General features: G+C 69.6%; 20 protein-coding genes. 8 read left to right on the forward strand and 12 right to left on the reverse strand.

Annotated features, from left to right (window positions below):
• Window positions 1-25 precede the first annotated feature (25 nt).
• Together ACIGEP_RS05365 and zapE are read right to left on the reverse strand one after the other, a co-directional pair.
• Window positions 26-1,294 carry an ammonium transporter gene (locus ACIGEP_RS05365; protein WP_396660572.1) on the reverse strand — a complete coding sequence of 423 codons (1,269 nt, stop codon included), beginning with the start codon at window positions 1,292-1,294 and terminating at the stop codon, window positions 26-28.
• A gap of 166 nt (window positions 1,295-1,460) precedes the next feature.
• Window positions 1,461-2,492: a cell division protein ZapE gene (gene zapE, locus ACIGEP_RS05370; protein WP_396660574.1), complete on the reverse strand. Its 1,032-nt coding sequence runs from the start codon at window positions 2,490-2,492 to the stop codon at window positions 1,461-1,463.
• Between the two features lie 64 nt (window positions 2,493-2,556).
• Between zapE and ACIGEP_RS05375 the strand changes: the two genes are divergently transcribed.
• Window positions 2,557-3,261, forward strand: a complete 705-nt coding sequence (locus ACIGEP_RS05375; protein WP_396660576.1) for a dihydrofolate reductase family protein — start codon at window positions 2,557-2,559, stop codon at window positions 3,259-3,261.
• On the opposite strand, the gene ACIGEP_RS05380 is transcribed toward ACIGEP_RS05375, so the two are convergent.
• A complete protein-coding gene (locus tag ACIGEP_RS05380; RefSeq protein ID WP_396660577.1) occupies window positions 3,233-4,453 on the reverse strand; it encodes an alpha/beta hydrolase family protein in 1,221 nt (406 codons plus the stop codon). The genes ACIGEP_RS05375 and ACIGEP_RS05380 overlap by 29 nt on opposite strands.
• A gap of 25 nt (window positions 4,454-4,478) precedes the next feature.
• Here ACIGEP_RS05380 and ACIGEP_RS05385 point away from each other — a divergent pair, with 25 nt between their 5' ends.
• From ACIGEP_RS05385 to ACIGEP_RS05400, 4 genes are all read left to right on the forward strand, one after another.
• A complete protein-coding gene (locus ACIGEP_RS05385; RefSeq protein WP_396660578.1) occupies window positions 4,479-5,060 on the forward strand; it encodes a DUF3000 domain-containing protein in 582 nt (193 codons plus the stop codon).
• Window positions 5,053-6,249, forward strand: a complete 1,197-nt coding sequence (locus ACIGEP_RS05390) for a ribonuclease D (RefSeq protein WP_396660579.1) — start codon at window positions 5,053-5,055, stop codon at window positions 6,247-6,249. The genes ACIGEP_RS05385 and ACIGEP_RS05390 overlap by 8 nt, the downstream gene beginning before the upstream one ends.
• A 72-nt stretch (window positions 6,250-6,321) precedes the next feature.
• Window positions 6,322-7,527: a thiolase family protein gene (locus ACIGEP_RS05395; protein WP_396660580.1), complete on the forward strand. Its 1,206-nt coding sequence runs from the start codon at window positions 6,322-6,324 to the stop codon at window positions 7,525-7,527.
• Window positions 7,528-7,538: 11 nt separating this feature from the next.
• Window positions 7,539-9,680, forward strand: a complete 2,142-nt coding sequence (locus ACIGEP_RS05400) for a 3-hydroxyacyl-CoA dehydrogenase NAD-binding domain-containing protein (RefSeq protein ID WP_396660581.1) — start codon at window positions 7,539-7,541, stop codon at window positions 9,678-9,680.
• A gap of 55 nt (window positions 9,681-9,735) precedes the next feature.
• Here the strand turns inward: ACIGEP_RS05400 and pepN are convergent, their stop codons facing one another.
• From pepN to dut, 7 genes are all read right to left on the reverse strand, one after another.
• Window positions 9,736-12,252, reverse strand: a complete 2,517-nt coding sequence (gene pepN / locus ACIGEP_RS05405; protein ID WP_396660582.1) for an aminopeptidase N — start codon at window positions 12,250-12,252, stop codon at window positions 9,736-9,738.
• A gap of 29 nt (window positions 12,253-12,281) precedes the next feature.
• Window positions 12,282-14,249, reverse strand: a complete 1,968-nt coding sequence (gene dxs / locus ACIGEP_RS05410; RefSeq protein ID WP_396660583.1) for a 1-deoxy-D-xylulose-5-phosphate synthase — start codon at window positions 14,247-14,249, stop codon at window positions 12,282-12,284.
• Window positions 14,250-14,323: 74 nt separating this feature from the next.
• On the reverse strand, window positions 14,324-17,188 hold the full coding sequence (locus tag ACIGEP_RS05415) for an aconitate hydratase (protein WP_396660584.1): 2,865 nt from the start codon (window positions 17,186-17,188) through the stop codon (window positions 14,324-14,326).
• A gap of 150 nt (window positions 17,189-17,338) precedes the next feature.
• Window positions 17,339-17,980, reverse strand: a complete 642-nt coding sequence (locus ACIGEP_RS05420; protein WP_396660585.1) for an LON peptidase substrate-binding domain-containing protein — start codon at window positions 17,978-17,980, stop codon at window positions 17,339-17,341.
• Window positions 17,981-18,022: 42 nt separating this feature from the next.
• Complete coding sequence (locus ACIGEP_RS05425) at window positions 18,023-18,802, reverse strand: DUF3159 domain-containing protein (protein WP_396660586.1); 780 nt, start codon at window positions 18,800-18,802, stop codon at window positions 18,023-18,025.
• Window positions 18,799-19,383: a DUF3710 domain-containing protein gene (locus ACIGEP_RS05430; RefSeq protein ID WP_064002126.1), complete on the reverse strand. Its 585-nt coding sequence runs from the start codon at window positions 19,381-19,383 to the stop codon at window positions 18,799-18,801. The genes ACIGEP_RS05425 and ACIGEP_RS05430 overlap by 4 nt, the downstream gene beginning before the upstream one ends.
• Entirely contained in the window at window positions 19,380-19,829 is a 450-nt protein-coding gene (gene dut / locus ACIGEP_RS05435) for a dUTP diphosphatase (RefSeq protein WP_396660587.1), read from the reverse strand. Before dut ends, ACIGEP_RS05430 begins: the two co-directional genes overlap by 4 nt.
• A 12-nt stretch (window positions 19,830-19,841) precedes the next feature.
• Between dut and ACIGEP_RS05440 the strand changes: the two genes are divergently transcribed.
• Entirely contained in the window at window positions 19,842-20,312 is a 471-nt protein-coding gene (locus tag ACIGEP_RS05440) for a DUF3093 domain-containing protein (RefSeq protein ID WP_396660588.1), read from the forward strand.
• Between the two features lie 11 nt (window positions 20,313-20,323).
• Here the strand turns inward: ACIGEP_RS05440 and ACIGEP_RS05445 are convergent, their stop codons facing one another.
• Window positions 20,324-20,617 (reverse strand): DUF4193 domain-containing protein, encoded by a 294-nt coding sequence (locus ACIGEP_RS05445; protein ID WP_018186686.1) that lies wholly within the window; start codon window positions 20,615-20,617, stop codon window positions 20,324-20,326.
• 217 nt (window positions 20,618-20,834) lie between these two features.
• Between ACIGEP_RS05445 and sepH the strand changes: the two genes are divergently transcribed.
• Window positions 20,835-21,860, forward strand: coding sequence for a septation protein SepH (sepH, locus tag ACIGEP_RS05450; RefSeq protein ID WP_396660589.1), 1,026 nt, complete (start codon window positions 20,835-20,837; stop codon window positions 21,858-21,860).
• A 3-nt stretch (window positions 21,861-21,863) separates the two neighbouring features.
• Here the strand turns inward: sepH and ACIGEP_RS05455 are convergent, their stop codons facing one another.
• A complete protein-coding gene (locus ACIGEP_RS05455; protein ID WP_396660590.1) occupies window positions 21,864-22,994 on the reverse strand; it encodes an alkaline phosphatase family protein in 1,131 nt (376 codons plus the stop codon).
• Between the two features lie 74 nt (window positions 22,995-23,068).
• On the opposite strand from ACIGEP_RS05455, the gene ACIGEP_RS05460 reads away from it, so the two are divergent.
• A complete protein-coding gene (locus ACIGEP_RS05460) occupies window positions 23,069-25,522 on the forward strand; it encodes a DNA topoisomerase (ATP-hydrolyzing) subunit A (RefSeq protein ID WP_396660591.1) in 2,454 nt (817 codons plus the stop codon).
• The last annotated feature ends 8 nt before the right edge of the window (window positions 25,523-25,530 follow it).

Genomic DNA, 25,530 nt, shown 5'->3' on the forward strand with positions numbered 1-25,530 from the left:
CTTCGGGACGATCAGATCGTCGTGATCACTCCTTGGTGTCGGCCAGGACGTAGCCCGCCTCACCGTGGACGACCGTGTCGATACCGGCGATCTCGTCCTCGTTCTTCACGCGGAAGCCGATCGTCTTCTCGATCGCGAACCCGATGATGTAGGCCAGGACGAACGAGTAGATCAGCACTGCGAACGCCGCGATGGCCTGGACGATCAGCTGCGAGGCGTCGCCGCCCATGAACAGGCCGGTGCCGCGGGCGAAGAAGCCCAGGTACAGCGTTCCGATGAGACCACCGACGAGGTGGATGCCGACCACGTCGAGCGAGTCGTCGAACCCGAGCTTGAACTTCAGCTCGATCGCGAGAGCACACACGGCGCCGGCGATGAGACCGAGGAAGATCGCCCAGATCGGGTCGAGCGAGCCACACGCCGGGGTGATCGCCACGAGACCGGCGACCGCACCCGACGCCGCGCCCACGGAGGTCGGCTTGCCGTCCTTGATCTTCTCCACCAGGAGCCAGGCGAGCAGAGCCGCAGCAGGAGCGGCGATCGTGTTGACGAACGCGAGGGCCGCCGTGTTGTCTGCGGCGAGCTCGGACCCCGCGTTGAAGCCGAACCAGCCGAACCACAGCAGACCTGCACCGAGCAGGACGAAGGGCGGGTTGTGCGGGACGTGCACGCCCTTCTGGAATCCGACGCGCTTGCCCAGGACGAGGGCGAGGGCGAGAGCGGCGGCACCGGCGTTGATGTGCACCGCGGTTCCACCGGCGAAGTCGATCGCACCGACGCCGAACACGTCCTGCAGACCGTGGGTGATCCAACCGCCGTAGGCGAAGGATCCGTCATCGGCGAGGCCGAAGTTGAACACCCAGCTGGCGACCGGGAAGTAGACGACCGTGGCCCAGACAGCCGCGAACACCATCCACGCGCCGAACTTGGCGCGGTCGGCGATGGCGCCGGAGACGAGAGCGACCGTGATGATCGCGAACGTCGCCTGGAAGGCGACGAAGGCCAGCGGCGGGTATGCGGCACCCTCGGCGGGCTCGAGCACGTTGGTGAGTCCGGTGGCGCCCCAGTCGATCGACCACGGCGCGAGCGTGCCCTCAGCGCCGGGGAAGGCGATGGCGTAGCCGTAGATGACCCAGAGGACGCCGATGAGGCCGAGTGCGCCGAAGCTCATCATCATCATGCTGATGACGCTCTTCGCCTTGACCAGACCGCCGTAGAAGAACGCCAGACCGGGTGTCATCAGCAGGACTAGTGCCGCCGCGATGAGTATGAATGCGGTGTTGCCTTGATCCATCTCGAAAGGGAACCTCTCTGCAGGGACGCAGGTGTAGCGTCGGGTGTCCCCAGTGTCGAGGTGCCCAGTTTCGTCGGGCGGTGCAACTGTGTTTCGCGCCGGTTACGAGCGGGCCGTCGAGGTAAACATCAGGTTTCCCCGGTCTGCGAGAGGAACCAGTCCCGCCTTACGAATGGGTGAGAGCGACCAGTCGGGAGATGGCGCGGAGGTACTTCTTGCGGTATCCGCCGGCGAGCATGTCCTCGCGGAAAACCGAGTCGAGCGCGGTGCCCGTGGCACGGATCGGGATCTGGGCGTCGTAGGCGCGGTCCACGAACGCCACGAAGCGCAGAGCGGCGGACTGATCGTCGAAGCCGACGACATCGCGCAGCCCGATGGTGCCGATCCCCTCGATGAGACGGATGTACCGCGAGGGATGCACCGACGCGAGGTGGCGGATGAAGGCGCCGAAGTCGTCATCGGAGACGAGAGCGGATGCCGCGGCATCCGTCATCGCGCCCTCGTAGGCGGTCTCGTCGAGGACGACCGCGTGCCCGTCGACGGCGCGCTGCCGATAGTCGGTGCCGTCGATCCGAATGGTCTGGAAGTGTTCGGCCATCGCATGGATCTCGCGCAGAAAGTCCTGCGCGGCGAACCGTCCCTCCCCCAGCGCGTTCGGCGGCGTGTTGGACGTGGCGGCGAGCTTCGTGCCGGTGGGGACGAGTTCGGCGATGAGGCGCGTCATCACCATGGTGTCGCCCGGATCGTCGAGCTCGAATTCGTCGATGCACAACAGGTCGGCGCCGCGGAAGAGCTCGACGGTCTTCTGGTAGCCGAGCGCACCGACGAGCGCGGTGTACTCGATGAAGGATCCGAAGTACTTCCGGCGGGCCGGCATCGCGTGATAGATCGCTGCGAGCAGGTGGGTCTTGCCGACGCCGAAGCCGCCGTCGAGGTAGACACCCGGCTTCAGGGGCGCCTCGCGTTTGGCCCGTCGGAAGAATCCACCACGGGCAGCAGGGGCTCCCCGACCCGAGCTGAACACCTCGAGCAGGTCCTTGGCCTCTTGCTGCGACGGATAGGCGTCGTCGGCGCGGTATGTCGCGAAGGTCGCCTCATCGAACTGCGGCGGCGGCACGAGAGCGGCGACCATCTCGGCGCCGGTCACCTTCGGATCGCGTTCGCTCAGGTGCGTGGTTCCGGAGGAAGTGAGGGGCACGCGATCAGCCTAGTCGCCGCGCGGAGCGCCATCGCCGCGTGGGTCGCCGTGCGAGGATGGCCGCGTGTGGCTGACCGAGGTGGTGCCGTCGACCGGCGAACGAGTGGATGCCTCGACCCCCGACGGACGCGCGTGGCTGACCGACCGCTACGCCCCCGCCGGCGATGCATGGGTGCGCCTCAATATGATCACCTCGCTCACGGGCTCGGCAGTCGGGACCGACGGGACGAGTGACACGCTGACCAACCGGGCCGATCGCGCCATCCTGGGTGTGATCCGCGCTTCCGCCGACGCCGTCGTCGTCGGCGCCCAGACGGTGCGGGCGGAGGGGTACCTCCTCCCGAAGCGTTCCCGCCTCGTGGTCGTGTCGCGCTCGGGCGACCTCGCCGGACATCGCCTGCAGCCGGCCGCCGACGGGCCGGCGGATCAGGTGCTCCTCGTCCTCCCGCGCGACGCGCCCACACCCCCGGCCGTCCACGGCGTCAGTATCGTGCGCGTCGAGTCCGAGGACGAGCGGATGCCCGTGGCCGGGATCCTCGCCGCGCTCGAGGATCGCGGCATCCGTCGGATCGTCTGCGAGGGCGGCCCGTCGCTGGCCGCTAAGTTCGCCGACGCGGACGTCATCGACGAGTACTGCGTGACCGCGGCTCCCCGCCTCGTGCCGAGCGCCGGTCCGTTCCTCCCGATCACCGGACCGGTCGACACGACGCCGACGGGCGTGCTCGTCGGCGACGACGGCTTCAGCTACCTGCGCCTGCGTCGCCGGTGAGGCCCTGCGCGCTCAGCCAGTCGCGGATGACGGAGGTCCACCGCTCCTCGTCGTAGTTCCAGAGCTTCGTGTGTCGCGCACCGTCGAACTCGTCGAGTGTGATCAGGTCCGGGCGCCGGTCCCGCAGGGCCCGGGAGGCATCGGGCGGGACGAAGTCGTCCCCGGAACTGTGGAGGATGAGCATCGGTGCGACGAGCTCGTCCGCGCGGGCGAGGACGTCCAGTCGGTCCCAGGGGATCGGGTCCCCTGCGCCGGTCAGACTGGAGGCCCAGGGCCGGGTCAACGCGTCGAGGGCGAGGTGCGTGAGAGGTCGTGGGATGCGCGTCCGGTCCGCGTGATGCGTGAGGACGAGTCGCCAGTCGACGACCGGTGAGTCGAGGATGACGCCCGCGATGAGGTCGCGGTGGGCGGAGCCGACCGCCAGCTGCAGCGCGATCGCACCACCCATCGACCACCCCATGAGCACGATCCGTCGAGCCCCCGCGCAGCGGGCGTACCCGATGGCGCGGTCGACGTCACGCCACTCCGTCGCACCGAGAGCCGAGCTCCCCCCGCGGCTGCGGGGCGCGTCCGTATCGTTGCGATAGGAGGTCAGGATCGACGTGATCCCCGCCGCGTGCAGCACCGGCACCGCGCGCAGCGTCTCGGCCCGCGTCGTCCCGCGGCCGTGGATGTGCACGGCCCAGACATCGCTCGGGTGGTCTGCGGGGAAGACCCAGGCCGGGCAGGGTCCGAGCGAGGTGGTGACCGAGACGTGCTCGAACGGCAGGTGCAGTTCGGTCGGGTCGGAGAAGTACCACCCGCTGAACGCCGCCGCCGCATCCAGGCGATCCGACTCATCGATCTGCGTCAACAGCTTGCGGGTGACCGTCTCGGGGCCGGCCGTCAGCACCGTACCGACCTTGATGTAGTCCTGCGTCCCAGTGGTGAACAGGCCGTAGCGACCCGGCAGCACCGTGTCATCCGATCGGGAGAGGGTGATCGTCTGGGCCGCCACGTCGACGTCCACGAGGGTCGTGTCCGGTACGCGGGCAGAAAGGGTCACCACGCGTCGCGCGACGCGCCCGGCGAGCAGCGCGAGCAGCCCGGAGGCACTCACCACACCGGTCGCGAGTGCGACGATGACGCTCCGTGCCGCGACGGCGGTCCCCGGCCGGGCCGTGTCGGGGACGGCGCGCCTGGAAGCCTTCATGGTGCCCTCACTCTAGTCTGTCGCCGTGACCGAATCCCCGACCGGGACGCCGGAGTTCCTTGCTGCGAGCGACGCCCTGCGCGCCCTGCGCTTCCGTGAGGACTTCGTGGTGCGCGAGATCGCCGCACCCTCATCGCTCGCCCCCGAGGCGATCGCCTTCGCGGGCGACGTCCGACCGGACGACGACGGGGAATCCCCCTACGGGACGGGTCGCATCGTCATCCTGCACGATGCATCGGAACCGGATGCCTGGGGCGGCGCGTGGCGCATCGTCTGCTTCGCGCAGGCGCCCCTCGAACCGGAGATCGGCACCGATCCCCTGCTGGCCGACGTAGCCTGGTCATGGCTGGTCGATGCCCTGGCCGCACGTGGAGCGACGTTCCACGCGGCATCCGGCACAGCGACCAAGACCCTCTCCAAGGGGTTCGGGACGCTGGCCGCGGAGGGCGACGGCGCGCAGATCGAGCTCCGCGCGTCGTGGTCCCCCGATAAGGACCCGACCAGTCACATGGACGCCTGGGGCGAGTTGGTCTGCATGTTGGCAGGCCTCCCGCCGGGCTCGGAGAACATCGCCGTTTTCGGCGGACAGCGGAGTACACGTGGCTGAATACGACGTCATCGCCGAGAAGGATGCGGCGGCGGCCGCAGCGTCGCGCCTGGCGGCAGGCCATGGGCCCGTCGCGGTGGACGTCGAGCGGGCATCGGGCTTCCGGTATTCGCAGCGCGCCTACCTCATCCAGGTCTATCGACGCGGCAGCGAGGTGTTCCTCTTCGACCCGCCCGCCATCGGCGACCTCTCCGCGCTGCAGGCGGCGATCGGCGAGGAGGAATGGGTCCTCCACGCCGCCAGCCAGGACTTGCCGTCACTCCGCGACGCGGGCCTCGTGCCTCCCCGCATCTTCGACACCGAGCTCGCCGCGCGGCTGCTCGGCCACGAGCGGGTCGGTCTCGGCGCCGTGGTGGAGGACACGCTCGGGATCACCCTCGCGAAGGCGCACTCCGCGGCGGACTGGTCGACGCGGCCCCTTCCCCAGGGGTGGCTCGAGTACGCCGCCCTCGACGTGCTGCACCTCATCGACGTCCGCGACGCGCTGGCGGCCGAGCTCGAGGAACAGGGCAAGACGGCGTTCGCCGAGGAGGAGTTCGAAGCGGTCCGCACCCGCGCGCCCAAGCCGCCCCGCGAAGAGCCCTGGCGCCGTCTCAGCGGACTCCACACCGTGCGCGGCCGTCGCGCCCTGGCCGTCGCGCGGGCCCTGTGGACGGCGCGCGAGGAGTATGCCCGCGAAGAGGACGTCTCCCCCGGGCGGCTCGTGCCCGACCGCTCGCTCGTCGCGGCCGTCATCGCGGACCCGGCCACGAAGCAGGATCTGGCGCGCGTCAAGGAGTTCACCGGACGGGCGAGCCGCAGCCAGCTCGACCGGTGGTGGGCGGCCATCGAGGCGGGTCGCAGCGACCCCGCACTGCCCGCCGAGCGCGGTCCCGGTGACGGCATGCCGCCGCCCCGGGCGTGGGCCGATCGCAACCCTGCGGCGGACGCCCGTCTGAAGGCTGCCCGCCCCCTCGTGGAGGCGCGCGCCGAGGAGCTGCGCATGCCGACGGAGAACCTCCTCACCCCCGACCTGCTGCGCCGCGTCGCTTGGCACCCGCCCGCCGAAGTCACCGCCGAAATGATCGGCGAGGCGCTCCGCGAACTCGGCGCGCGCTCGTGGCAGATTGCACAGACTGCACAGGTGATCGCCACGGCCTTTGTCGATTCCGTGCAGGTGCCCGACGCGGCATCCGAGACCGCTTCGTAGGTTCGACCCAACCGATTTTCGCGGCATCGCGGCCTCCTTAGGCTGGGTGAGAACCCAATCATTGGAGGCAGTGTGGCCGAGCTTTCGGACGTCTATTTCGTCGACGGAATGCGCACCCCGTTCGGGCGTGCCGGCGAGAAGGGCATGTATTGGAACACGCGCGCCGACGACCTCGCCGTCAAGGCGACGATCGGCCTGATGGAGCGGAACCTCGCGGTTCCCGCTGACCGCGTCGACGACGTCGCGATCGCCGCGACGAGCCAGACCGGCGAACAGGGACTGACCCTCGGGCGCTCGGTCGCGATCCTCGCAGGACTCCCGCAGACGGTGCCCGGATTCGCCATCGACCGGATGTGCGCCGGCGCGATGACGAGCGTGACCACGATGGCCGGCGCGATCGGCGTCGGGATGTACGACATCGCGCTCGCCGGCGGCGTCGAGCACATGGGGCACTACCCCATCGGCGGCAACGCCGACCCGAACCCGCGCTTCGTCGCCGAGAAGATGGTCGACCCCGGCGCGCTGAACATGGGCGTCACCGCGGAGCGCATCTTCGACCGGTTCCCGCAGCTCACCAAGGAGCGCTCGGACCGTTTCGGCATGCTCAGCCAGCACAAAGCGCAGGCCGCCTACGAGGCCGGCAGGTTCCAGCCCGACCTCGTACCCGTCGCGGTGAAGGATGCCGAGGGCGCCTGGGGCCTCGCGACCGAGGATGAGGGTCGTCGCCCGCAGACGACCATGGCGGACCTCGCCGCCCTCAAGACGCCGTTCCGTCCGCACGGACGCGTGACGGCCGGGACCTCCTCCCCGCTCACCGACGGCGCGACGATGTCGCTCCTCGCCGGCGGCGGCGCCGTGAAGGAGCTCGGCCTCACCCCGAAGATGCGGATGGTCTCGTTCGCGTTCGCGGGTGTGCAGCCCGAGATCATGGGAATCGGTCCGATCCCCTCGACCGAGAAGGCGCTCAAGAAGGCCGGCCTGACGATCGACGACATCGGCCTCTTCGAGCTGAACGAGGCGTTCGCCGTGCAGGTGATCTCGCTCCTCGACCACTTCGGCATCGCCGACGACGACCCGCGGGTAAACCCGTGGGGTGGTGCGATCGCGCTCGGGCACCCGCTCGCGGCATCCGGTGTCCGCCTGATGATCCAGCTGGCGGCGCACTTCGCCGAGCGCCCCGACGTCCGCTACGGGCTCACCGCCATGTGCGTGGGACTCGGGCAGGGCGGCTCGGTCATCTGGGAGAACCCGCACTACAACGGCAAGAAGAAGAAGTGAGGCAGCCGACGATGACCACCTACGACCAGATCGACTTCTCGCCCCTGCTCGCCCTCTCCGACACCGAGGTCGTGACGAACTCGCCCGTGCGGGACGTGACCCTCGCCAGCGGCAAGGTACTCGCCCTGATCACGCTGGACAACGGCCGCGATCACACACGTCCCAACACGCTCGGGCCTGCGACCCTGACTGCCCTGGGCGCCACCCTCGACGCCCTCGCCTCCCGGGCGCGCGCGGGCGAGATCCAGGCCGTCGGCATCACCGGCAAGCAGTACATCCTCGCCGCCGGAGCCGACCTCAGCGAGGTCAGCAACGTGGGGTCGGTCGAGAACGCGCGCCTCATCGCGCAGCTCGGCCACCACGTGCTCGGCAAGCTGTCCGATCTCGGTGTGCCCTCGTTCGCGTTCGTGAACGGCCTCGCGCTCGGCGGCGGGCTCGAGATCGCGCTCAACTCCACCTACCGGACGGTGGATGCCTCGGCTGCGGCGATCGCGCTGCCCGAGGTCTTCCTCGGCATCATCCCCGGCTGGGGAGGCGCCTACCTGCTCCCGAACCTCATCGGCATCGAGAACGCCCTCGAGGTCGTCATCTCGAACCCGCTGAAGCAGAACCGCGTGCTCAAGCCGCAGCAGGCCTTCGACCTGGGGATCATGGACGCCATCTTCCCCGCGTCGAACTACCTCGAGGCGTCCCTCCGCTGGGCCGATGACGTCCTGACGGGCGCCGTCAAGGTCGAACGGAAGCACGCGCCCGGCAAGATCGAACGACTGACGAAGTGGCCGATCGCGATCAAGGTCGCACGGGGCATGCTCGAGTCCAAGATCGGCGCCGTACCCCGCTCCCCCTACGTCGCACTCGACCTGCTCGACAAGGCCAGGAGCGGGACGAAGGCGGAGGGCTTCGCGCGCGAGGACGACGCGCTGGCCGAACTCGTCACGGGAGATCAGTTCGCGGCATCCATGTACGCATTCGATCTCGTGCAGAAGCGCGCGAAGCGGCCGGTCGGCGCTCCCGACAAGGCGCTCGCCAAGAAGGTGACCAAGGTCGGTGTGATCGGCGCCGGGCTCATGGCGAGCCAGTTCGCGCTGCTGTTCGTGCGGAAGCTGCAGGTGCCCGTCCTCATCACCGACCTCGATCAGGCGCGCGTCGACAAGGGCGTGGCGTACATCCACGAAGAGATCGGCAAGCTCGAGGCGAAGGGACGGCTCGACGGCGACACCGCCAACAAGCTGCGCTCGCTCGTGACCGGGACGACGGACAAGTCGCAGTACGCGGATTGCGACTTCGTCATCGAGGCCGTCTTCGAGGAGGTCGGGGTCAAGCAGGCCGTCTTCGCCGAGATCGAGGCGGTGGTCGCCGAGGACGCGATCCTCGCGACGAACACCTCGTCGCTCTCGGTCGAGGAGATCGGGGCGAAGCTGGCGCACCCCGAGCGGCTCGTCGGCTTCCACTTCTTCAACCCGGTCGCGGTGATGCCGCTGATCGAGGTCGTGAAGACGCCGACGACCTCGGATGCCGCACTGTCGACCGCCTTCGTCGTCGCGAAGGGCCTCGGCAAGAACGCGGTCCTCACCGCGGACGCTCCCGGTTTCGTCGTGAACCGCCTGCTCGCCAAGGTCATGGGCGAGGCTGCGCGCGCCGTGTACGAAGGGACTCCGGTCGCCGACGTCGAGAAGGCGTTCGCCCCGCTCGGATTGCCGATGGGGCCGTTCCAGCTCATCGACCTCGTGGGATGGAAGGTCGCCGCTCACGTGCAGGACACGATGGTTCGCGCGTTCCCCGACCGGTTCTATGCGAACGAGAACTTCCACGAGCTCGCCGCCTTGGACGAGGTCGTCGAGAAGGACAAGGGCGGCCGGGTGACCGGCTTCACGAAGGCCGCGGAGAAGGTCGCCAAGAAGGCCACCGGCTCCACGCCGGCATCCGCCGACGAGATCCTGCGCCGCGTCCAAGACGGGCTCGCGCACGAGATCAAGCTCATGCTGGACGAGGGCGTGGTCCCCGAGGTCGAGGACATCGACCTCTGCCTCATCCTCGGTGCGGGCTGGCCGTTCATCGACGGTGGAGCCACCCCTTACCTCGACCGGGAGGGCGCCAGCGACCGGGTGTTCGGCGACACGTTCCACCACCCGCCGATCCGCGGCATCGCCTGAGCGTCCGCTGATGACAACAGCCCCGGGGGCCGATCCCCGGGGCTGTTGTCATGCCTCAGCGCCGAGCGACCGCGGCGGCGCGGACCCGCAGGTCGCGCGCCAGATGATCGCGCTGCTCGATCACGATCCGGCGCAGCGAGCCCGGTGCGTCGTGGTGTGCGTCCAGCCAGGCATCCACGCGGGCGGTGTCGTCGGTCGCGGGGAACAGTCCGCGCACGAGGCGCGCGGCGATCTCGATGCTCCGCGAACGCCACACCGACAGGATGCGGGCGAAGTAGTCGTCGTCGAACTTCCCGACGAAGGCTCGGCTCTCTCCTGCACGCACGCCACGGATGGTGGCGTCCAGATGATCGTTCGTCAGCGTCTCGTCCTCCCACGCCGCGAGCCACGCATCCCGACGGACGGATGCCTCCGGCCGCGCCGCGAGGGCGGCGAGCCGTGCCGTGCGGCCCGAGGAGGTGGCATCCCGCGTCGTCTCCCCCTCGATGGCCGCCGCGTCGAGCCGTCCCGCGGCGGCAAGGCCGAACACCCACCCCCAGCGCAGCTCGGGATCCAGCGACAGACCGTCGGGAACCGGCGCCGCTCCGTCGAGGATCGCTGTCATCCGATCGGCGCGAACGGATGAGAGCTCCGCAGCCACACCGACGGCACGAGCCCAGATCACCTGCGCGTCGGAGCCGGCACCTGCGGCATCCATCGCGGTCCAGGCGACGTCCAGCCAGGCGTCCGCGGCTGCGGCACGCGCGCCGGCCGGGACGTAGTGGCGAATCGCGAACGCCGCGTGGGCGAGGACGTCCGCCAGCAGTGCGGGGTGTGACTCCCCGGGCGCGTGCTGCGTCGCGATGGCGAGATAGGCGGATGCCGAGAGCTCCCCGTCCCGCACGGCGTTCCACAGGGCCGCCCACACCACGCCCCGGGCGACCGCATCCGGCATGGTCGAGAGGCCCTGCGTGACGACCTCCAGCGATCTGTCATCGAGGCGCACCTTCGCATACGACCGGTCGTCCACGTTCGCCACGACCAGCGCTGCGTCGGGCAGGACGGGGGCAGCCACGACCGTGCGCTCCTCGAAGAGGTCGACCGTGACGTCACCGCGCGCGACGAGCCCATCGCCCTCGCGATCCCAGAGCCCCACGCGCACGGTGTGGGGGCGGGCGACGTCCTGATGGATCGCGAGAGGTCCCCGCTCCACGGTGAGGGTCGGCAGCCCGGTCGTCTCGAGCCACGATGCGCTCCACGACCGGAGGTCGCGACCGGAGGAGTCCTCGAGCGCCCTCAGCAGGTCCTCGAGCGTGGTGTTGCCGTAGGCGTGCGCGGCGAAGTAACGCTGCGCGCCCCGGAAGAACGCCTCCTCGCCGACGAAGCCCACGAGCTGCTTCAGGACGGACGCGCCCTTCGCGTAGGTGATGCCGTCGAAATTGAGCTTGGCGGCCTCGAGGTCGGGGATGTCGGCGACGATCGGATGCGTGGTCGGCAGCTGGTCCTGCACGTACGCCCACCCCTTCCGCCGGCTCGCGAACGTCACCCAGGCGTCCGGGAACAGACCGGTCGCGACGTTCGCGTGGGTCCCCATGAAATCGGCGAAGGACTCCTTCAGCCAGAGGTCGTCCCACCACCGCATGGTCACGAGGTCGCCGAACCACATGTGCGCCATCTCGTGCAGGATCGTGTTCGACCGCGCCTCGTGCTGAGCGACGGTCGCGACCCCGCGGAAGACATAGGCCTCGGTGAAGGTGACGAGCCCCGGGTTCTCCATCGCCCCGAGGTTGTACTCGGGCACGAAGATCTGGTCGTACTTCCCCCACGGATAGTCCTGTTCGAACGCCGTGGTGAAGAAGTCGAGTCCGCGCCGCGTGATGTCGAGGATCTCTTCGGCGTCGAGGTGCTCCGCGAGCGAGGCTCGACACAGCACGCCGAGGTCGACACTCTGGCGCTCACCGTGCCACACCCCGTCCACCCGGTGGTACGGGCCCACGGCGACAGCGGTCACGTAGCTCGAGAGCGGAGGCGTCTCGGCGAACGACACCCGGACGCCCCCGTCGACATCGGTGCGCGAGGTCTCCGCGCCCCCGGAGAGGACGACGCCCCCGTCCGCGGCGGTGACGTGGAAGGTCCACCGCGCCTTGAGGTCGGGTTGCTCGAAGCAGGGGTAGACCCGGCGGCTATCGGCGGGCTCGTACTGCGTGTACAGGTACACGGCGTCGTCGACCGGATCGGTGAAGCGGTGCAGCCCCTCCCCCGATCGGCTGTAGCGCCCGCGCGCACCGATGCGCACGACGTTGCTGTCGGCGAGTCCCGTGAGCCGGATGCGAGCGCCGTCCCAGTCGACCTCGCGGACCTCACCGTTGACCTCGACCTCGTCCACCGAGACCCCGAGGAAGTCGACCCACGTCTCCGGCGCCGAGGCGGCGAACCGGAGGACGCTCTGCGTCCCAAAGTCCTCCCGCGCCGAGGCGGCCGCCGAACGCACATCGAGATGGACCTCGATTGTGTCGAGCGTGATGACGGATGCCCGTGCTGCGGCATCCTCTCGACTCAGGTTCTCATCGCCAGGATGCTGCGGTGTCTGCATCCCTCCATGCTGTCACGCAGGGGGCGGAGTCAGTCCGAGCCCGCGTCGGCGGGGCCGCGGAGTTCGACGTCCTGAGAGGACCACACCGTGTCGTCGCTCGACTGACGGGCGACCGGCACGCGGGTGCCGAGGACCTGGGCGACGACGTCCTGCGCGATCTTCGACGCGGTGAGCCCCGCGTCCGCGAGGATCTGCTCCCGGCTGGCGTGGTCGATGAACTCGTCGGGCAGCCCGAGTTCGTCGACGGCGGTCGACACGCCCGCTTCGCGCAGGACCTGCCGCACACGCGTGCCGACACCGCCCACGCGGATGCCGTCCTCGATCGTGATGACGAGCCGGTGGGATGCCGCCAGGTCGACGATCGCCGGTCGGATGGGCACCGCCCACCGCGGGTCGACCACCGTCGACCCGATGCCCTGGGCGCGCAGACGCTCCGCGACCTCGACGGCGAGGTGCGCCATCGGGCCGATGCCGACCAGCAGCACGTCCTCCGCGCCGCTGCGGTACAGCACGTCCGTGCCGTCCTCCAGACGCTCGATCGCTTCGAGCGACGCGGGCACGGACCCCTTCGGGAAGCGGACGACCGTCGGGGCGTCCTCGACGGCGATCGCCTCGTCGAAGAGCTCCCGCAGGCGTTCACCGTCGCGCGGTGCTGCGAGACGGATGCCGGGGACCAGCTGGAGCATCGCCAGGTCCCAGATGCCGTGATGGCTGGGACCGTCGGGGCCGGTCACGCCCGACCGGTCGAGGACGAACGTGACACCGGCCTTGTGGAGGGCGACATCCATCATGATCTGGTCGAATGCGCGGTTCATGAACGTCGCGTAGATGGCGACGACGGGGTGCAGCCCCCCGTAGGCGAGACCCGCCGCCGAGGTCACCGCGTGCTGCTCGGCGATACCCACGTCGTACACACGATCGGGGAATCGCTGGGCGAACGGCTGCAGACCCGTGGGACGGAGCATCGCCGCGGTCATCGCGATGATGTCCTCACGTCGATCGCCCGCGTCGACCAGGGCGTCCGCGAAGACGTCGGTCCAGGCGACGGCGTCCGAGGCGCCGATCGGCTCGCCGGTGACGGGATCAATCTTGCCGACGGCGTGGAACTGGTCGGCCTCGTCCCGCCGGGCCGGCTCGAAGCCCCGGCCCTTGTCTGTGATGGCGTGGACGATGACAGGGGCCCCGTACTCCTTCGCGAGCCGGAGGGTCTCCTCCATCGCGTCGAGGTCGTGCCCGTCCACCGGGCCGAGGTATTTGATGTCGAGGTTGGAGTAGAGCGCGATGTTGTTCGTGAACCGCGACAGGAACCCGTGCGTCCCCCCACGGACGCCGCGGTAGACGGCGCGCCCGATCGGGCCGAACAGTCGCGACACGTGCGCGGAGCTGCGGCGGAGGGTCTGGTAAGTGTCCGCGGTGCGTACCCGGTTGAGGTAGCGCGCCATGCCGCCGATGGTCGGCGCGTAGGACCGGCCGTTGTCGTTGACGACGATGACGAGGTTGCGGTCGTTGTCGTCCGAGATGTTGTTGAGCGCCTCCCACGTCATCCCGCCGGTCAGCGAACCGTCGCCGACGACCGCGACGACGTGGCGGTCCTTGCGCCCCGTGCGGGTGAGCGCACGGGAGACGCCGTCGGCCCAGCTGAGCGAGCTGGAGGCGTGAGAGGACTCGACCACATCGTGCGGGCTCTCGGACCGTTGCGGGTAACCGGCGAGCCCGCCGCGGGAGCGCAGCTTCGAGAAGTCCTGACGGCCCGTCAGCAGCTTGTGGACGTAGGACTGGTGTCCCGTGTCGAAGATGATCGGATCGTTCGGCGAGTCGAACACCCGGTGCAACGCGATGGTCAACTCGACGACACCGAGGTTGGGGCCGAGGTGCCCGCCGGTGCGCGAGACGTTCTCGACGAGGAAGGTCCGGATCTCATCCGCCAGGACGTGGAGCTCCTCGCTCGAGAAGCCGTCGAGGTCACGCGGCCCGGTAATTCCCTCGAGAAGACTCATGACCAGAGTCTACGTGGCCCTACGCGAGAGGACCCCGACTCCACACGGAGCCGGGGTCCTCTTGACAACTCGTCTCAGACGAGGGAACGCAGCACGTACTGCAGGATTCCGCCGTTGCGGTAGTAGTCCGCCTCACCGGGGGTGTCGATGCGGACGACCGCGTCGAACTCGACGGTCTGCTTGCCCTCAGGCGAGAACTCGCTGGGCTCGGCGACGACCTTCACCGTCCTGGGAGTGATGCCCTCGTTCAGCTGCTCGAGGCCCGTGATCGAGACGATCTCGGTGCCGTCGAGGCCGAGCGACGCCCAGCTCTCGCCGGCGGGGAACTGCAGCGGGACGACGCCCATGCCGATGAGGTTCGAGCGGTGGATGCGCTCGAAGCTCTCGGTGATGACGGCCTTGACGCCCAGGAGGCTCGTGCCCTTGGCCGCCCAGTCACGCGACGAACCGGAGCCGTACTCCTTACCACCGAAGACGACGAGCGGGGTGCCCTGCGCCTGGTAGTTCTGGCTCGCGTCGTAGATGTACGACTGCGGGCCGCCGGGCTGGGTGAAGTCACGGGTGAAGCCACCCTCGACGACCTTGCCGTCGTTGACCGCCGCCACGATCTCGTTCTTGAGCCGGATGTTGGCGAACGTCCCGCGGATCATGACCTCGTGGTTCCCGCGGCGCGAGCCGTAGGAGTTGAAGTCCTTCTGTGCGACGCCGTGCTCGGTGAGGTACTGCGCGGCGGGAGTGCCCGCCTTGATGTTTCCGGCCGGGCTGATGTGGTCGGTGGTGACCGAGTCGCCGAGCGTCGCCATCACGCGGGCGCCCGAGATGTCGGTGACGGGTGCCGGCGTCCGCTCCATGCCGTCGAAGTACGGCGCCTTGCGGACGTAGGTCGAGTGCTCGTCCCACTCGAAGACGGGACCGGTGGGCGTCGGCAGGTTCTTCCAGCGCTCGTCGCCGTCGAAGACGGTCGAGTACTGCTTGATGAACTGCTCGCGTGAGATGGAGTGATCGATGACCTCCTGCACCTCGTCGGGCGAGGGCCAGATGTCCTTGAGGAACACGTCGTTGCCGTGCGCGTCCTTGCCGAGCGCGTCGGTCTCGAAGTCGAAGTTCATCGACCCGGCGAGGGCGTAGGCGACCACCAGCGGCGGCGAGGCCAGGTAGTTCATCTTCACGTCGGGGCTGATGCGGCCCTCGAAGTTGCGGTTGCCGGAGAGGACGGCGGTGACGGCGAGGTCGTTCTCGTTGATCGCCGCCGAGACCTCCTCGATGAGCGGACCCGAGTTGCCGATGCAGATCGTGCAGCCGTAGCCGACGGTGTAGAAGTCGAGGGCCTCGAGCGCCTTGTCGAGGCCGGACTTCTCGTAGTAGTCGGTGACGACCTTCGATCCGGGGCCGAGCGTCGTCTTGACCCACGGCTTGCGCTTCAGGCCCTTGTCGGTGGCCTTCTTGGCGAGCAGGCCCGCCGCGATCATGACCGACGGGTTCGACGTGTTGGTGCACGAGGTGATCGCCGCCAGGGTCACTGCACCGTTGTCGAGGAGGTACGACTGCCCGTCGGGCGTCGTCACCTTGACGGGCTTGGATGCTGCGTGACGCGCGCCGCTCGAGATCATCGAGGGGACGTGCTCGTGCTCGTGCTGGTGCGAGACACCCTCGGCCGAGACGGTCTCGTGCTCGACGCCGGGAGCCGACCCCGGGTCGGAAGCGGGGAACGTGCCCTCGATCTCGACGGAGTCCTCAGCCGTGGCATCCGCGTAGTTGAGGATGTCCTTCTCGAACTGGTTCTTCGCCTCGGAGAGGAGGATGCGGTCCTGCGGGCGCTTCGGGCCGGCGATGGAGGGCACGACCGTGGACAGGTCGAGCTCCATGAACTCGCTGAAGCTGAGGTCGCGTGCCGGGTCGTGCCACAGCGACTGCGCCTTCGCGTACGCCTCGACGAGGGCTACGGTCTGCTCGTCGCGGCCGGTCAGGCGCAGGTAGTCGAGCGTCACGTCGTCGACGGGGAACATCGCGGCCGTCGAGCCGAACTCGGGGCTCATGTTGCCGATGGTGGCGCGGTTGGCCAGCGGGACCTGCGCGACGCCCTCGCCGTAGAACTCGACGAACTTGCCGACGACGCCGTGCTTACGCAGCATGTCCGTGATCGTCAGGACGACGTCGGTCGCGGTCACACCGGCGGGGATCTCGCCGGTCAGCTTGAACCCGACGACGCGCGGGATGAGCATGGAGACGGGCTGGCCCAGCATGGCGGCCTCGGCCTCGATGCCGCCGACGCCCCATCCGAGAACACCCAGACCGTTGACCATCGTGGTGTGCGAGTCGGTGCCGACGCAGGTGTCGGGGTAGGCGCGCAGCACACCGTCCACCGTGCGGTCGTAGATCACCTTCGCCAGGTGCTCGATGTTCACCTGGTGGACGATGCCGGTGCCCGGCGGGACGACCTTGAAGTCGTCGAAGGCCGTCTGGCCCCACCGAAGGAACTGGTACCGCTCGCCGTTGCGCTCGTACTCGATCTCGACGTTTCGCTCAAGGGCGTTCTCGCTGCCGAACAGGTCGGCGATGACGGAGTGGTCGATGACCATCTCGGCCGGCGACAGCGGGTTGATCTTGTTGGGGTCGCCGCCGAGGGCGGTGACCGCCTCGCGCATCGTGGCGAGATCGACGATGCAGGGGACGCCGGTGAAGTCCTGCATCACGACGCGGGCGGGCGTGAACTGGATCTCGGTGTTCGGCTCGGCGTCGGGCTGCCAGTTGCCCAGGGCCTCGATCTGCTCCTTCGTGACGTTCGCACCGTCTTCGGTGCGGAGCAGGTTCTCGAGGAGGATCTTGAGGCTGTACGGAAGCTTCTCGTAACCGGGAACCGTGTCGATGCGGAAGATCTCGTAGTCGGTGTCGCCGACCGTGAGTGTGCTCTTCGCACCGAAGCTGTCAACAGTGGACACGTGTGCTCTCCTTCGTCGGCGGGCGCGGCGTCAGCCGGCCCTCCCATCTTCGCCCCGCCCGGTCCCGGCGGCTAGTGAGGTCTGCCTTACCGTGGCGGGCGAAATTTATCTTGATATCAAGATACCTCACCGGGGCGCATGACGTGCATCTCACACGTCGTCGTCGTCCGTGTCGGCCTCGTCCGCCGCGCGGGCGATGAGCACCGGCTCCTCGTCGAGACACATCTGCCGCAGCGTCTCCAGCAGGTTCTCGAGGCTCGTCGACCCCAGTAGCCGGAACCGGTCGTACTCCCCCAGCGGCGCCAGCGCCGCGAGCTGCCACGACGAGGCGACGGGGTCGTCGGCGAGCTCGGCATCCGGGTCCCAACGCGCCTCGTCGAGCACCGAGGCCAGCGTCGCGACGCGACGGACCACGCGTTCGACGTCACGCCGCAGCGGCGCCAGGTCGTCGTCCCATTCCAGCGGCGGCACCGGCGACACGTCGGCGATCGGATGCGGGTCGTCCTCGCCCCATCGGTCGACGGCGATGCGCTCGTCGCCGACCGCGATGACGAACAGATCCGCGGCATCCGCCTCGACACGGACGATGCGTGCCATCGTGCCGAGCGTGGCCCGCTCGTCGCCGCCCCCGGCTTCGAATCCGCGCTCGATGAGCACGACGCCGAACGAGGGGTCCTCCGCGTCGAGCAGCCGGCCGATCATCGTCAGGTACCGCGGCTCGAAGACCCGCAGCGCCAGGGGCGTGTGCGGAAAGAGCACACCACCCAGAGGGAACATCGGAACGGCGTCCATGGGGTCAGTCAACCAGCCGTGGCGCCGAATCGGGCCGGTTCCTCAGCTCTCGTCGAGCGTGGTGCTGCGCGGCGGGTAGAGCGCGCGCACCGCGAGCCATGTCACCGCGACCATCGGCGCGAACAGCGGAAGCCCCATGATGAGCTTCAGGGTCCCGAGTGCCGCCACCTCTCCCGCCAAATAGAGCGGAAGCTGCACAGCGAGCCGGGCGTAGAAGAGGGCGGCCCAGGCGATCGTGAGCCAGAAGAAGGCGCGCCGCTTTCGGCGGTCGGCGCGCCAGGCGGTTCCCTCGTTCATGAGGAAGCCCACAGCGAGGCCGATGAGAGACCAGCCGACGAGCGCGGACACCAGCAGGCCGGTGCCGTACGCGGCATTGGTGATCAGCCCGGGAACGAAATTGTCCTCGCCACGGCCCGTGAACAGCGCCAGAGCCGCCGCGACACCGGTCGCCACCAGACCGCCGAAGGCGGCTGCCGCCGGCGACCGCTGGACGAGTCGGATGATCGTGAAGACGGCAGCGAGACCGACCGATGCCACAAGGGAGAGCACCAGATCCTGACCGGTGACGGTGAAGAGGATGACGAAGACGAGCCCCGGAAGGACGGATTCGCCGACCCCGCGCCATCCGCCCATGGCGCGCCAGACCACGTGCCCCGTCGTCGCGTCCTCCGCCGGGTCCAGGCCGGCCCGTTTGGCCGCGCCTCCCAGCGCCTGTCCGAGCAGTTCGGATGCCGTCGGCGACTCGGATGCCGCAGGAGGAACCAGATCGGGGCGCTGCACCGAGGGGTCCTCGGACCCGGCACGATCGTGCGGCGTGGTCATGCGCTGCCGGGCGAGGCGGGCATCTTCAGGGGGATGAGATCACGCGGCGGCATGGGCGTCGCGCCCCGCACCACGACGATCGAGCGGAAGAGATCCTCCACCTGGGCGGCAGCATCGATGTCGCTCGCCGCGGCACCGCCGATGACGCCGCGCAGGAACCAACGCGGCCCGTCGACACCGACGAACCGGGCGAGGCGCTTGCCCGCCGCGCCGTCCGCTCCGGCCACCGGGACCTCCGCAAGCAGCTCCGGACCGAGCGGACCCTCCCGCTCCTCCACGCGGCCGCCCTGCTGACGCACCTGCTGGCGGATCTGCTCGCGGGTCTCCTCCCACAGCCCGCTCGAGCGGGGCGCGGCGAACGGCTGCACCTGCAGCGTCGAGCCGGCGTAGTCGAGGCCGACGGCGACGATGCGCTTGGTCTGCTCCTCGACCTCGAGACGGAGGTTCAGTCCCTCACGGGGCAGCACCTTCACCCCGCCGAGATCGATGTAGGGACGGACGGGGTTCGCTTCCGCCTCGTCGAAGGGGCCGTTGCTGGCACGATCGCTCGGTGCCGACTTGGGTGCGAGCTCGTCGCTCATGCGGGTTGTCCTGTCGTATAGCCGGTGGATCCGAATCCCCCGTCGCCGCGCACACTGTCGGGAAGCGCGTCGACGGGGATGAAGGTCGCCCGCGAGACGGGCATGACGATGAGTTGGGCGATGCGGTCGCCGGGAGCCACATCGAAGGCCTCTGCAGCATCCGTGTTGAGGAGGGTGACTTTGATCTCGCCGCGATAACCGGCATCCACCGTCCCCGGGGAATTGACCACGGTGATGCCGTGCTTGGCGGCGAGGCCGCTGCGCGGCACCACGAAAGCGACGTACCCGTCGGGCAGGGCGATGCGCACGCCGGTGCCGATCAGCGCACGCTGTCCGGGGGCCAGTCGCACCGCCTCCGTCGCAACGAGGTCGGCGCCCGCGTCGCCCGGGTGCGCGTAGACGGGAACCTGAGCCGAGATAATGGGAACGTCCACGGTATCCATCACCCCCCGAGGCTAATGCACAACATCGACCGCACCGCTGCGTCCTCCTACCGCGAGCGACTGAGCCCGTCGCTGTGGCTGCTGGTCAGCGCCGCGGTGTGCGCGCCGATGGCAGCCGTGACCTTCTCTCCCATCGACACCACCCTCGCGCTCGTGGTCGGCCTGGCCGTCGGTGTCGGACTCGTCTCGGCCCTCATCCTCGCCGCACCGGTCGTGTCCGTCAGCGACGGGGTTCTCCGCGTCGGACGCGCCCACATCCCGGTCGACGGGCTCGGCGAGCCCGAGATCCTCGCCGGCGAGGCAGCGCGGTCAGCGCGCGGTGGCGAATTGCGACGCGACGACTGGCACCTGATCCGCGGCGGCATCGACGGTGTCGTCCGCGTTCCGGTCACAGACGACGACGACCCCACCGCGCGCTGGGTGTTCTCGTCCCGCACACCCGAACGGGTGGCGGCGATGATCACCCGCGCACAGCGGGGTCGCTGATAGTAGGCGGCTCAGGCCGCGCACTCGGTGCAGATCGCACCGATCGAGGTCTGGTGGTCGATCTGGGTGCGGTGCTTCACCAGGAAGCACTCCACACACGTGAACTCATCCTCCTGCGGGGGCAGGACGACGACGTCGAGGTCGACGTCGGACAGGTCGGCACCGGGCAGTTCGAAACCGCTCGGGTTGTCGGAGTCCTCGACGTCGACCGAGCCGGACATCTTGTCCGGGACGCGCTCCTTGAGAGCCTCGATCGACTCGCTGTCGTCTTCGGTCTTGCGGGGGGCGTCGTAATCCGTGGCCATTCGAGAACGTCTCAACTTTCGGGTGTTGCAGTGGGTGCGGCCCGTTCGGGCGGCCATAGTTTGCATCACGCACCGGTGAATCGCAAATGGGCCGCCGGGTCGCCGCCGCCTTTCGGAGGGGCCTCACCGCAAACTCGCGGCGCGCCCCGGATATTCCCGTCGCTCAGCCCCCTTCGTGACAGCATGGGCGCACACGCTGGATCTGGAGGACGTCCGCATGGAACAGCTCAAAGTGATCGGCACCGAGGACGGTCGCCTCATGCTCGCGACCGACGCCGGCGACCGGTTCTCGCTCGCCGTCGATGAGGCGCTGCGCGCACAGTTGCGGCGCCTGCAGCGCGACGCGGAGCCCCGACTCACGCGCCCCAACCCCCGTGACATCCAGGCCCACATCCGGGCCGGCATGTCGGCGGAGGACGTCGCTCAGCTGCTCGGCGTCCGCGTCGAGGACGTCCAGCGCTTCGAGGGCCCCGTCCTCGCCGAGCGCGAGCACATCGTGGGACAGGCCCTCGCCGTCACCGTGCTGATCGGCGGCGAGCTCGACCCGGGCGCTCAGCCCACCTTCGGCAACGCCGTGCGCGCGAAACTGGCCGAAGCGGGTGCGACGGGCGAGCGGTGGACCAGCTGGAAGGACCAGAACGGCTGGACGGTCAAGCTCGAGTTCGCCGTCGGCGAGGTGGAGCACGACGCGCGATGGTCGTTCGACCCGCGGCGCTCGTCACTGGCGCCGCAGAACTCCGACGCGAGCCAGCTCTCCCGCCAGGGATCCCTCCCGGAGGGACTCATCCCGCGTCTGCGTGCGCTCGACACCAGCCCGCAGAAGGACGCCACCCGATTCGACAGCGAGTCCTTCGGGCCCCGCGGCATCGTCACGCCCGACACCTCGGTCGACACCGCGGAGGACCGGCCGTCCTCGTCGCCGGCCGTCCAGCAGGCGGCGATCAAGCGCGCACCGGACGCCCCCGTGACCTCCGCCGAGACCGCCGACCTCCTCGAGGCGCTGCGCCGCCGCCGCGGACAGCGCGAGCCGATGCCGAGCGAGCAGACCGAACAGCGGTCGTCCAGCCCTGTCGCGCTCTTCGACACGTTCGAGACCACCGAGGACGCTGCTCCCACCGAGGCCACGCCCGCCGAGACGGAGACGGCGCCCGAGGCGCCCGCCGAGCAGACTCGCCGTCGCGGACGCACCTCGATGCCCTCGTGGGACGAGATCGTCTTCGGTGCCCGCACCGAAGACGGCTGAGCGTCAGGCGAAGGACCCCAGCCGCACCGTGGGGACGACCCGCTCCTGATCGGTGAGTGAGCCGTGCTGGCCGATCATGCTCTGCGGCCTCTTGTCGGTCTCCCTGTCGTCGTAATAAGCGACGGCAGCGCGCGCCGCCACGAGAACGTCCCCGATCCGCGGGAGGACCTCGGCGTCGACGGTATCGCCGAACAGACCCGCGGCGACCGCCTCGTCGCGCGACACGACCCACGACCGGCCGGCCTCGGCATCCCGCCACCGGCGCAGGACGTCGCCCGCTCGCCCCTCCTCCGCGTACAGGTGCAGCATGCGCGGTTCGCCGCCCACGATCCGCACGTCCGCCACGAGCGGGTCGTCGTGCTGCAGCAGCAGATGCCGGTGCCGGGGGACGTCGACGATCCCGTGATCGGCGGTCACCACCGCACCGGCCTGCGAGCCGATCTCCGCGTCGAGTCGGCGAGCGGCGGCATCCACGGTCTCGAGTCCCGCCGACCACTCGTCGCTCTCCCAACCGCGGGCGTGCGCGATCGTGTCGAGCTCCGGGATGTAGGTGTAGACCAGTGCCCCCGGATGCCGGAGGGCGAGATCCGCGGAGCGTTCCATCCGCTCGGCTATCGTCGTCGCTCCCACGAACTCCGCTCCGCGCTGCAGGGCGCGGGTGAACCCGGTCGCAGCGTACCGGGGCGCCGACACGACGAAGCAGGGCCGCCCCGCCGCCGTCTCGCGTTCGAGGATCGGGGCGCTCCGCTGCCAGGTGAAGGGATCGAGCCCGTCGGTCTCCCATCCCTTCAACTGGTTCGGCGCGAGGTCCGTGCCGGGGACGCGCACGCGGTAGCCGACGAGACCGTGCCGGCCCGGTGACTCCCCCGTGAGCAGACTCGTCAGCGCCGCCGCCGTGGTGGCGGGGAAGACGGTGCGCGCGGCATCCTTCTTCGTCAGCCGAGCCGCGAGGAAGCGGGCATGCCCGGCGCGGGACGTGAGGTTCGACCGCCCCAGTCCGTCGACCATCACGACGATCGCGGATCGAGCGGGCGCGAACCAGTCGCCCCGCCCCTGCAGCGACGCCAGGATCTGCGGCACGACACCGGTGAGGCTCCGGGCCGACGGCGGGTCCGCGGGTAGGCTGGCAGTCATCCGGGTCAGTCTTCCACACGGTGCGCAGCCGCCGTCCTGGCCCCTCGCAGCATCACCGAAGACCGATCGAGGCCATGGCATCGCGCACTCCCCCACCCCCGCCCGCCGCTGAACGCATCGAGGACGTCGATCTCGCCGACGAGATGCAGGGGTCCTTCCTGGAGTACGCCTATTCGGTCATCTACTCCCGAGCGCTGCCCGACGCTCGCGACGGCCTGAAGCCGGTCCAGCGCCGCATCCTCTTCCAGATGTCGGAGATGGGCCTGCGGCCGGACCGCGGCCACGTCAAGAGCGCCCGCGTCGTCGGCGATGTGATGGGCAAGCTCCACCCGCACGGCGACTCGGCCATCTACGACGCACTCGTCCGACTGGCTCAGGACTTCGCGCTGCGGGTCCCCCTCGTCGACGGCCACGGCAACTTCGGCTCGCTCGACGACGGGCCGGCCGCGGCGCGGTACACGGAGGTTCGGCTCGCGGCATCCGCCCTCGCCCTCACCGAGAACCTCGACGAGGACGTCGTCGACTTCATCCCGAACTACGACGGTCAGTTCCAGCAGCCCGAGGTGTTGTCAGCGGCGTTCCCGAACCTGCTGGTGAACGGCGCGACCGGCATCGCGGTCGGCATGGCGACGAACATGGCGCCCCACAACCTCATCGAGGTCATCTCCGCCGCCATCCATCTGCTGGAGCACCCGGACGCGACCCTCGACGAGCTCATGGAGTTCGTGCCGGGTCCGGACCTGCCCGGCGGCGGTGTCATCGTCGGACTGGACGGCATCAAAGAGGCATACGAGACGGGACGCGGCTCGTTCCGCACGCGGGCGAAGACCTCGATCGAGTCGCTCGGTCCGCGGCGCACCGGCATCGTCGTCACCGAGCTGCCCTACATGGTCGGTCCCGAACGCGTCATGGAGAAGATCCGCGACGCGGTCACCGCGAAGAAGCTGACCGGCATCTCCGACCTCACCGACCTCACCGACCGGAACAACGGCCTGCGTCTGGTCATCGGCATCAAGACGGGGTTCGATCCGAACGCCGTCCTCGAGCAGCTGTACCGTCTGACGCCGCTTGAGGACTCGTTCGGCATCAACAACGTCGCCCTCGTCGCCGGACAGCCGCAGACGCTCGGACTCAAGGATCTCCTCCGGGTCTACCTGGACCACCGCATCCAGGTCGTCACCCGCCGCAGCCGCTATCGCCTGGCTCGAAAGCAGGAGCGCCTCCACCTCGTCGAGGGTCTCCTCATCGCGATCCTCGACATCGACGAGGTCATCCAGGTCATCCGCACCTCGGACGACAGCGACCAGGCACGCACGCGACTGATGGACGTCTTCGACCTGTCGCAGCCGCAGGCCGAATACATCCTCGAGCTCCGCCTGCGACGATTGACCAAGTTCTCGCGCGTCGAGCTCGAGAGCGAGCGCGACACCCTGAAGGCCGACATCGCCGCGCTCGAGGAACTGCTCGCCAGCGACGTGCTCCTGCGTCGCCAGGTCGCCAAGGAGTTGGATGCCGCGGCCGATGCGTTCGGCACGCCCCGCCGCACGCTGCTCATGAACGGCGGTCCGGTCGCGCCTCGCGGCCGCGCCGCCGCCCCCACCGATCTGCAGATCGCCGACGCGCCGTGCCGCGTCTTCCTGTCGGCCACGGGGCGCATGGTGCGCGCCGAGCTCGTGCCCGACGCACCGGGAGGGGGCATCGTGTCTCCGGCGCGTCGATCGAAGCACGACGCGATCCGCTCCGCCGTGGCCGCGACGACGCGCGGCGATCTCGGCGCGGTGACGACCTCGGGTCGCTTGGTCCGGTTCACGCCCGTCGACCTCCCCTCCGTCCCGGCCAACTCGGTGCAGCTTGCCGCGGGGACCCGCGCCGACCAGTACCTCGGTCTGAGTGCGAACGAACACGTGGTGGCGGTCGTCCCGCTGACGGGCGACGTCCCTATCGCCCTCGGCACCGCCCAGGGCGTCGTCAAGCGGGTCTCCGCGACGGAGCTGCCTGCGGGCAAGCCCGACGTGGATATCATCGCGCTCAAGCCGGGCGACACGGTGGTGGGTGCCGCACTCGCGACGGACGGCGTCGAGCTCGTCTTCGTCGCGAGCGACGCGCAGCTGCTGCGTTTCGACGCCGCCACCGTGCGCCCGCAGGGCCGCTCGGCCGGCGGCATGGCCGGGATCCGACTCGCGGACGGCGCCCGCGTCATCGCCTTCACGGCGGTCACCGCGACCGACGACACCGTCGTCGCGACCGTAGCCGGTTCGACCGCGGCCCTGCCGGGAACGGATGCCGGATCCGCCAAGGTCTCGGCGTTCAGCGAGTTCCCCGCCAAGGGTCGCGCGACCGGCGGCGTGCGCGCACAGCGCTTCCTCCGGGGTGAGGACGCTCTGATGCTCGCGTGGATCGGCGAGGCGCCGCGCGCCGTAGGCAGCGACGGCGCCGTGCGCCAGCTGCCGGAACCCGGCGCGAAGCGCGACGCCTCGGGACAGCCCCTCGATGCGGTCGTCGGCGCCATCGGCACCGCGGTGTCCTGAGAGTCGCT

It is taken from the genome of Microbacterium sp. NPDC077663 (genome assembly GCF_044542795.1).
In the GTDB taxonomy this organism is placed as follows: Bacteria; Actinomycetota; Actinomycetes; order Actinomycetales; family Microbacteriaceae; genus Microbacterium.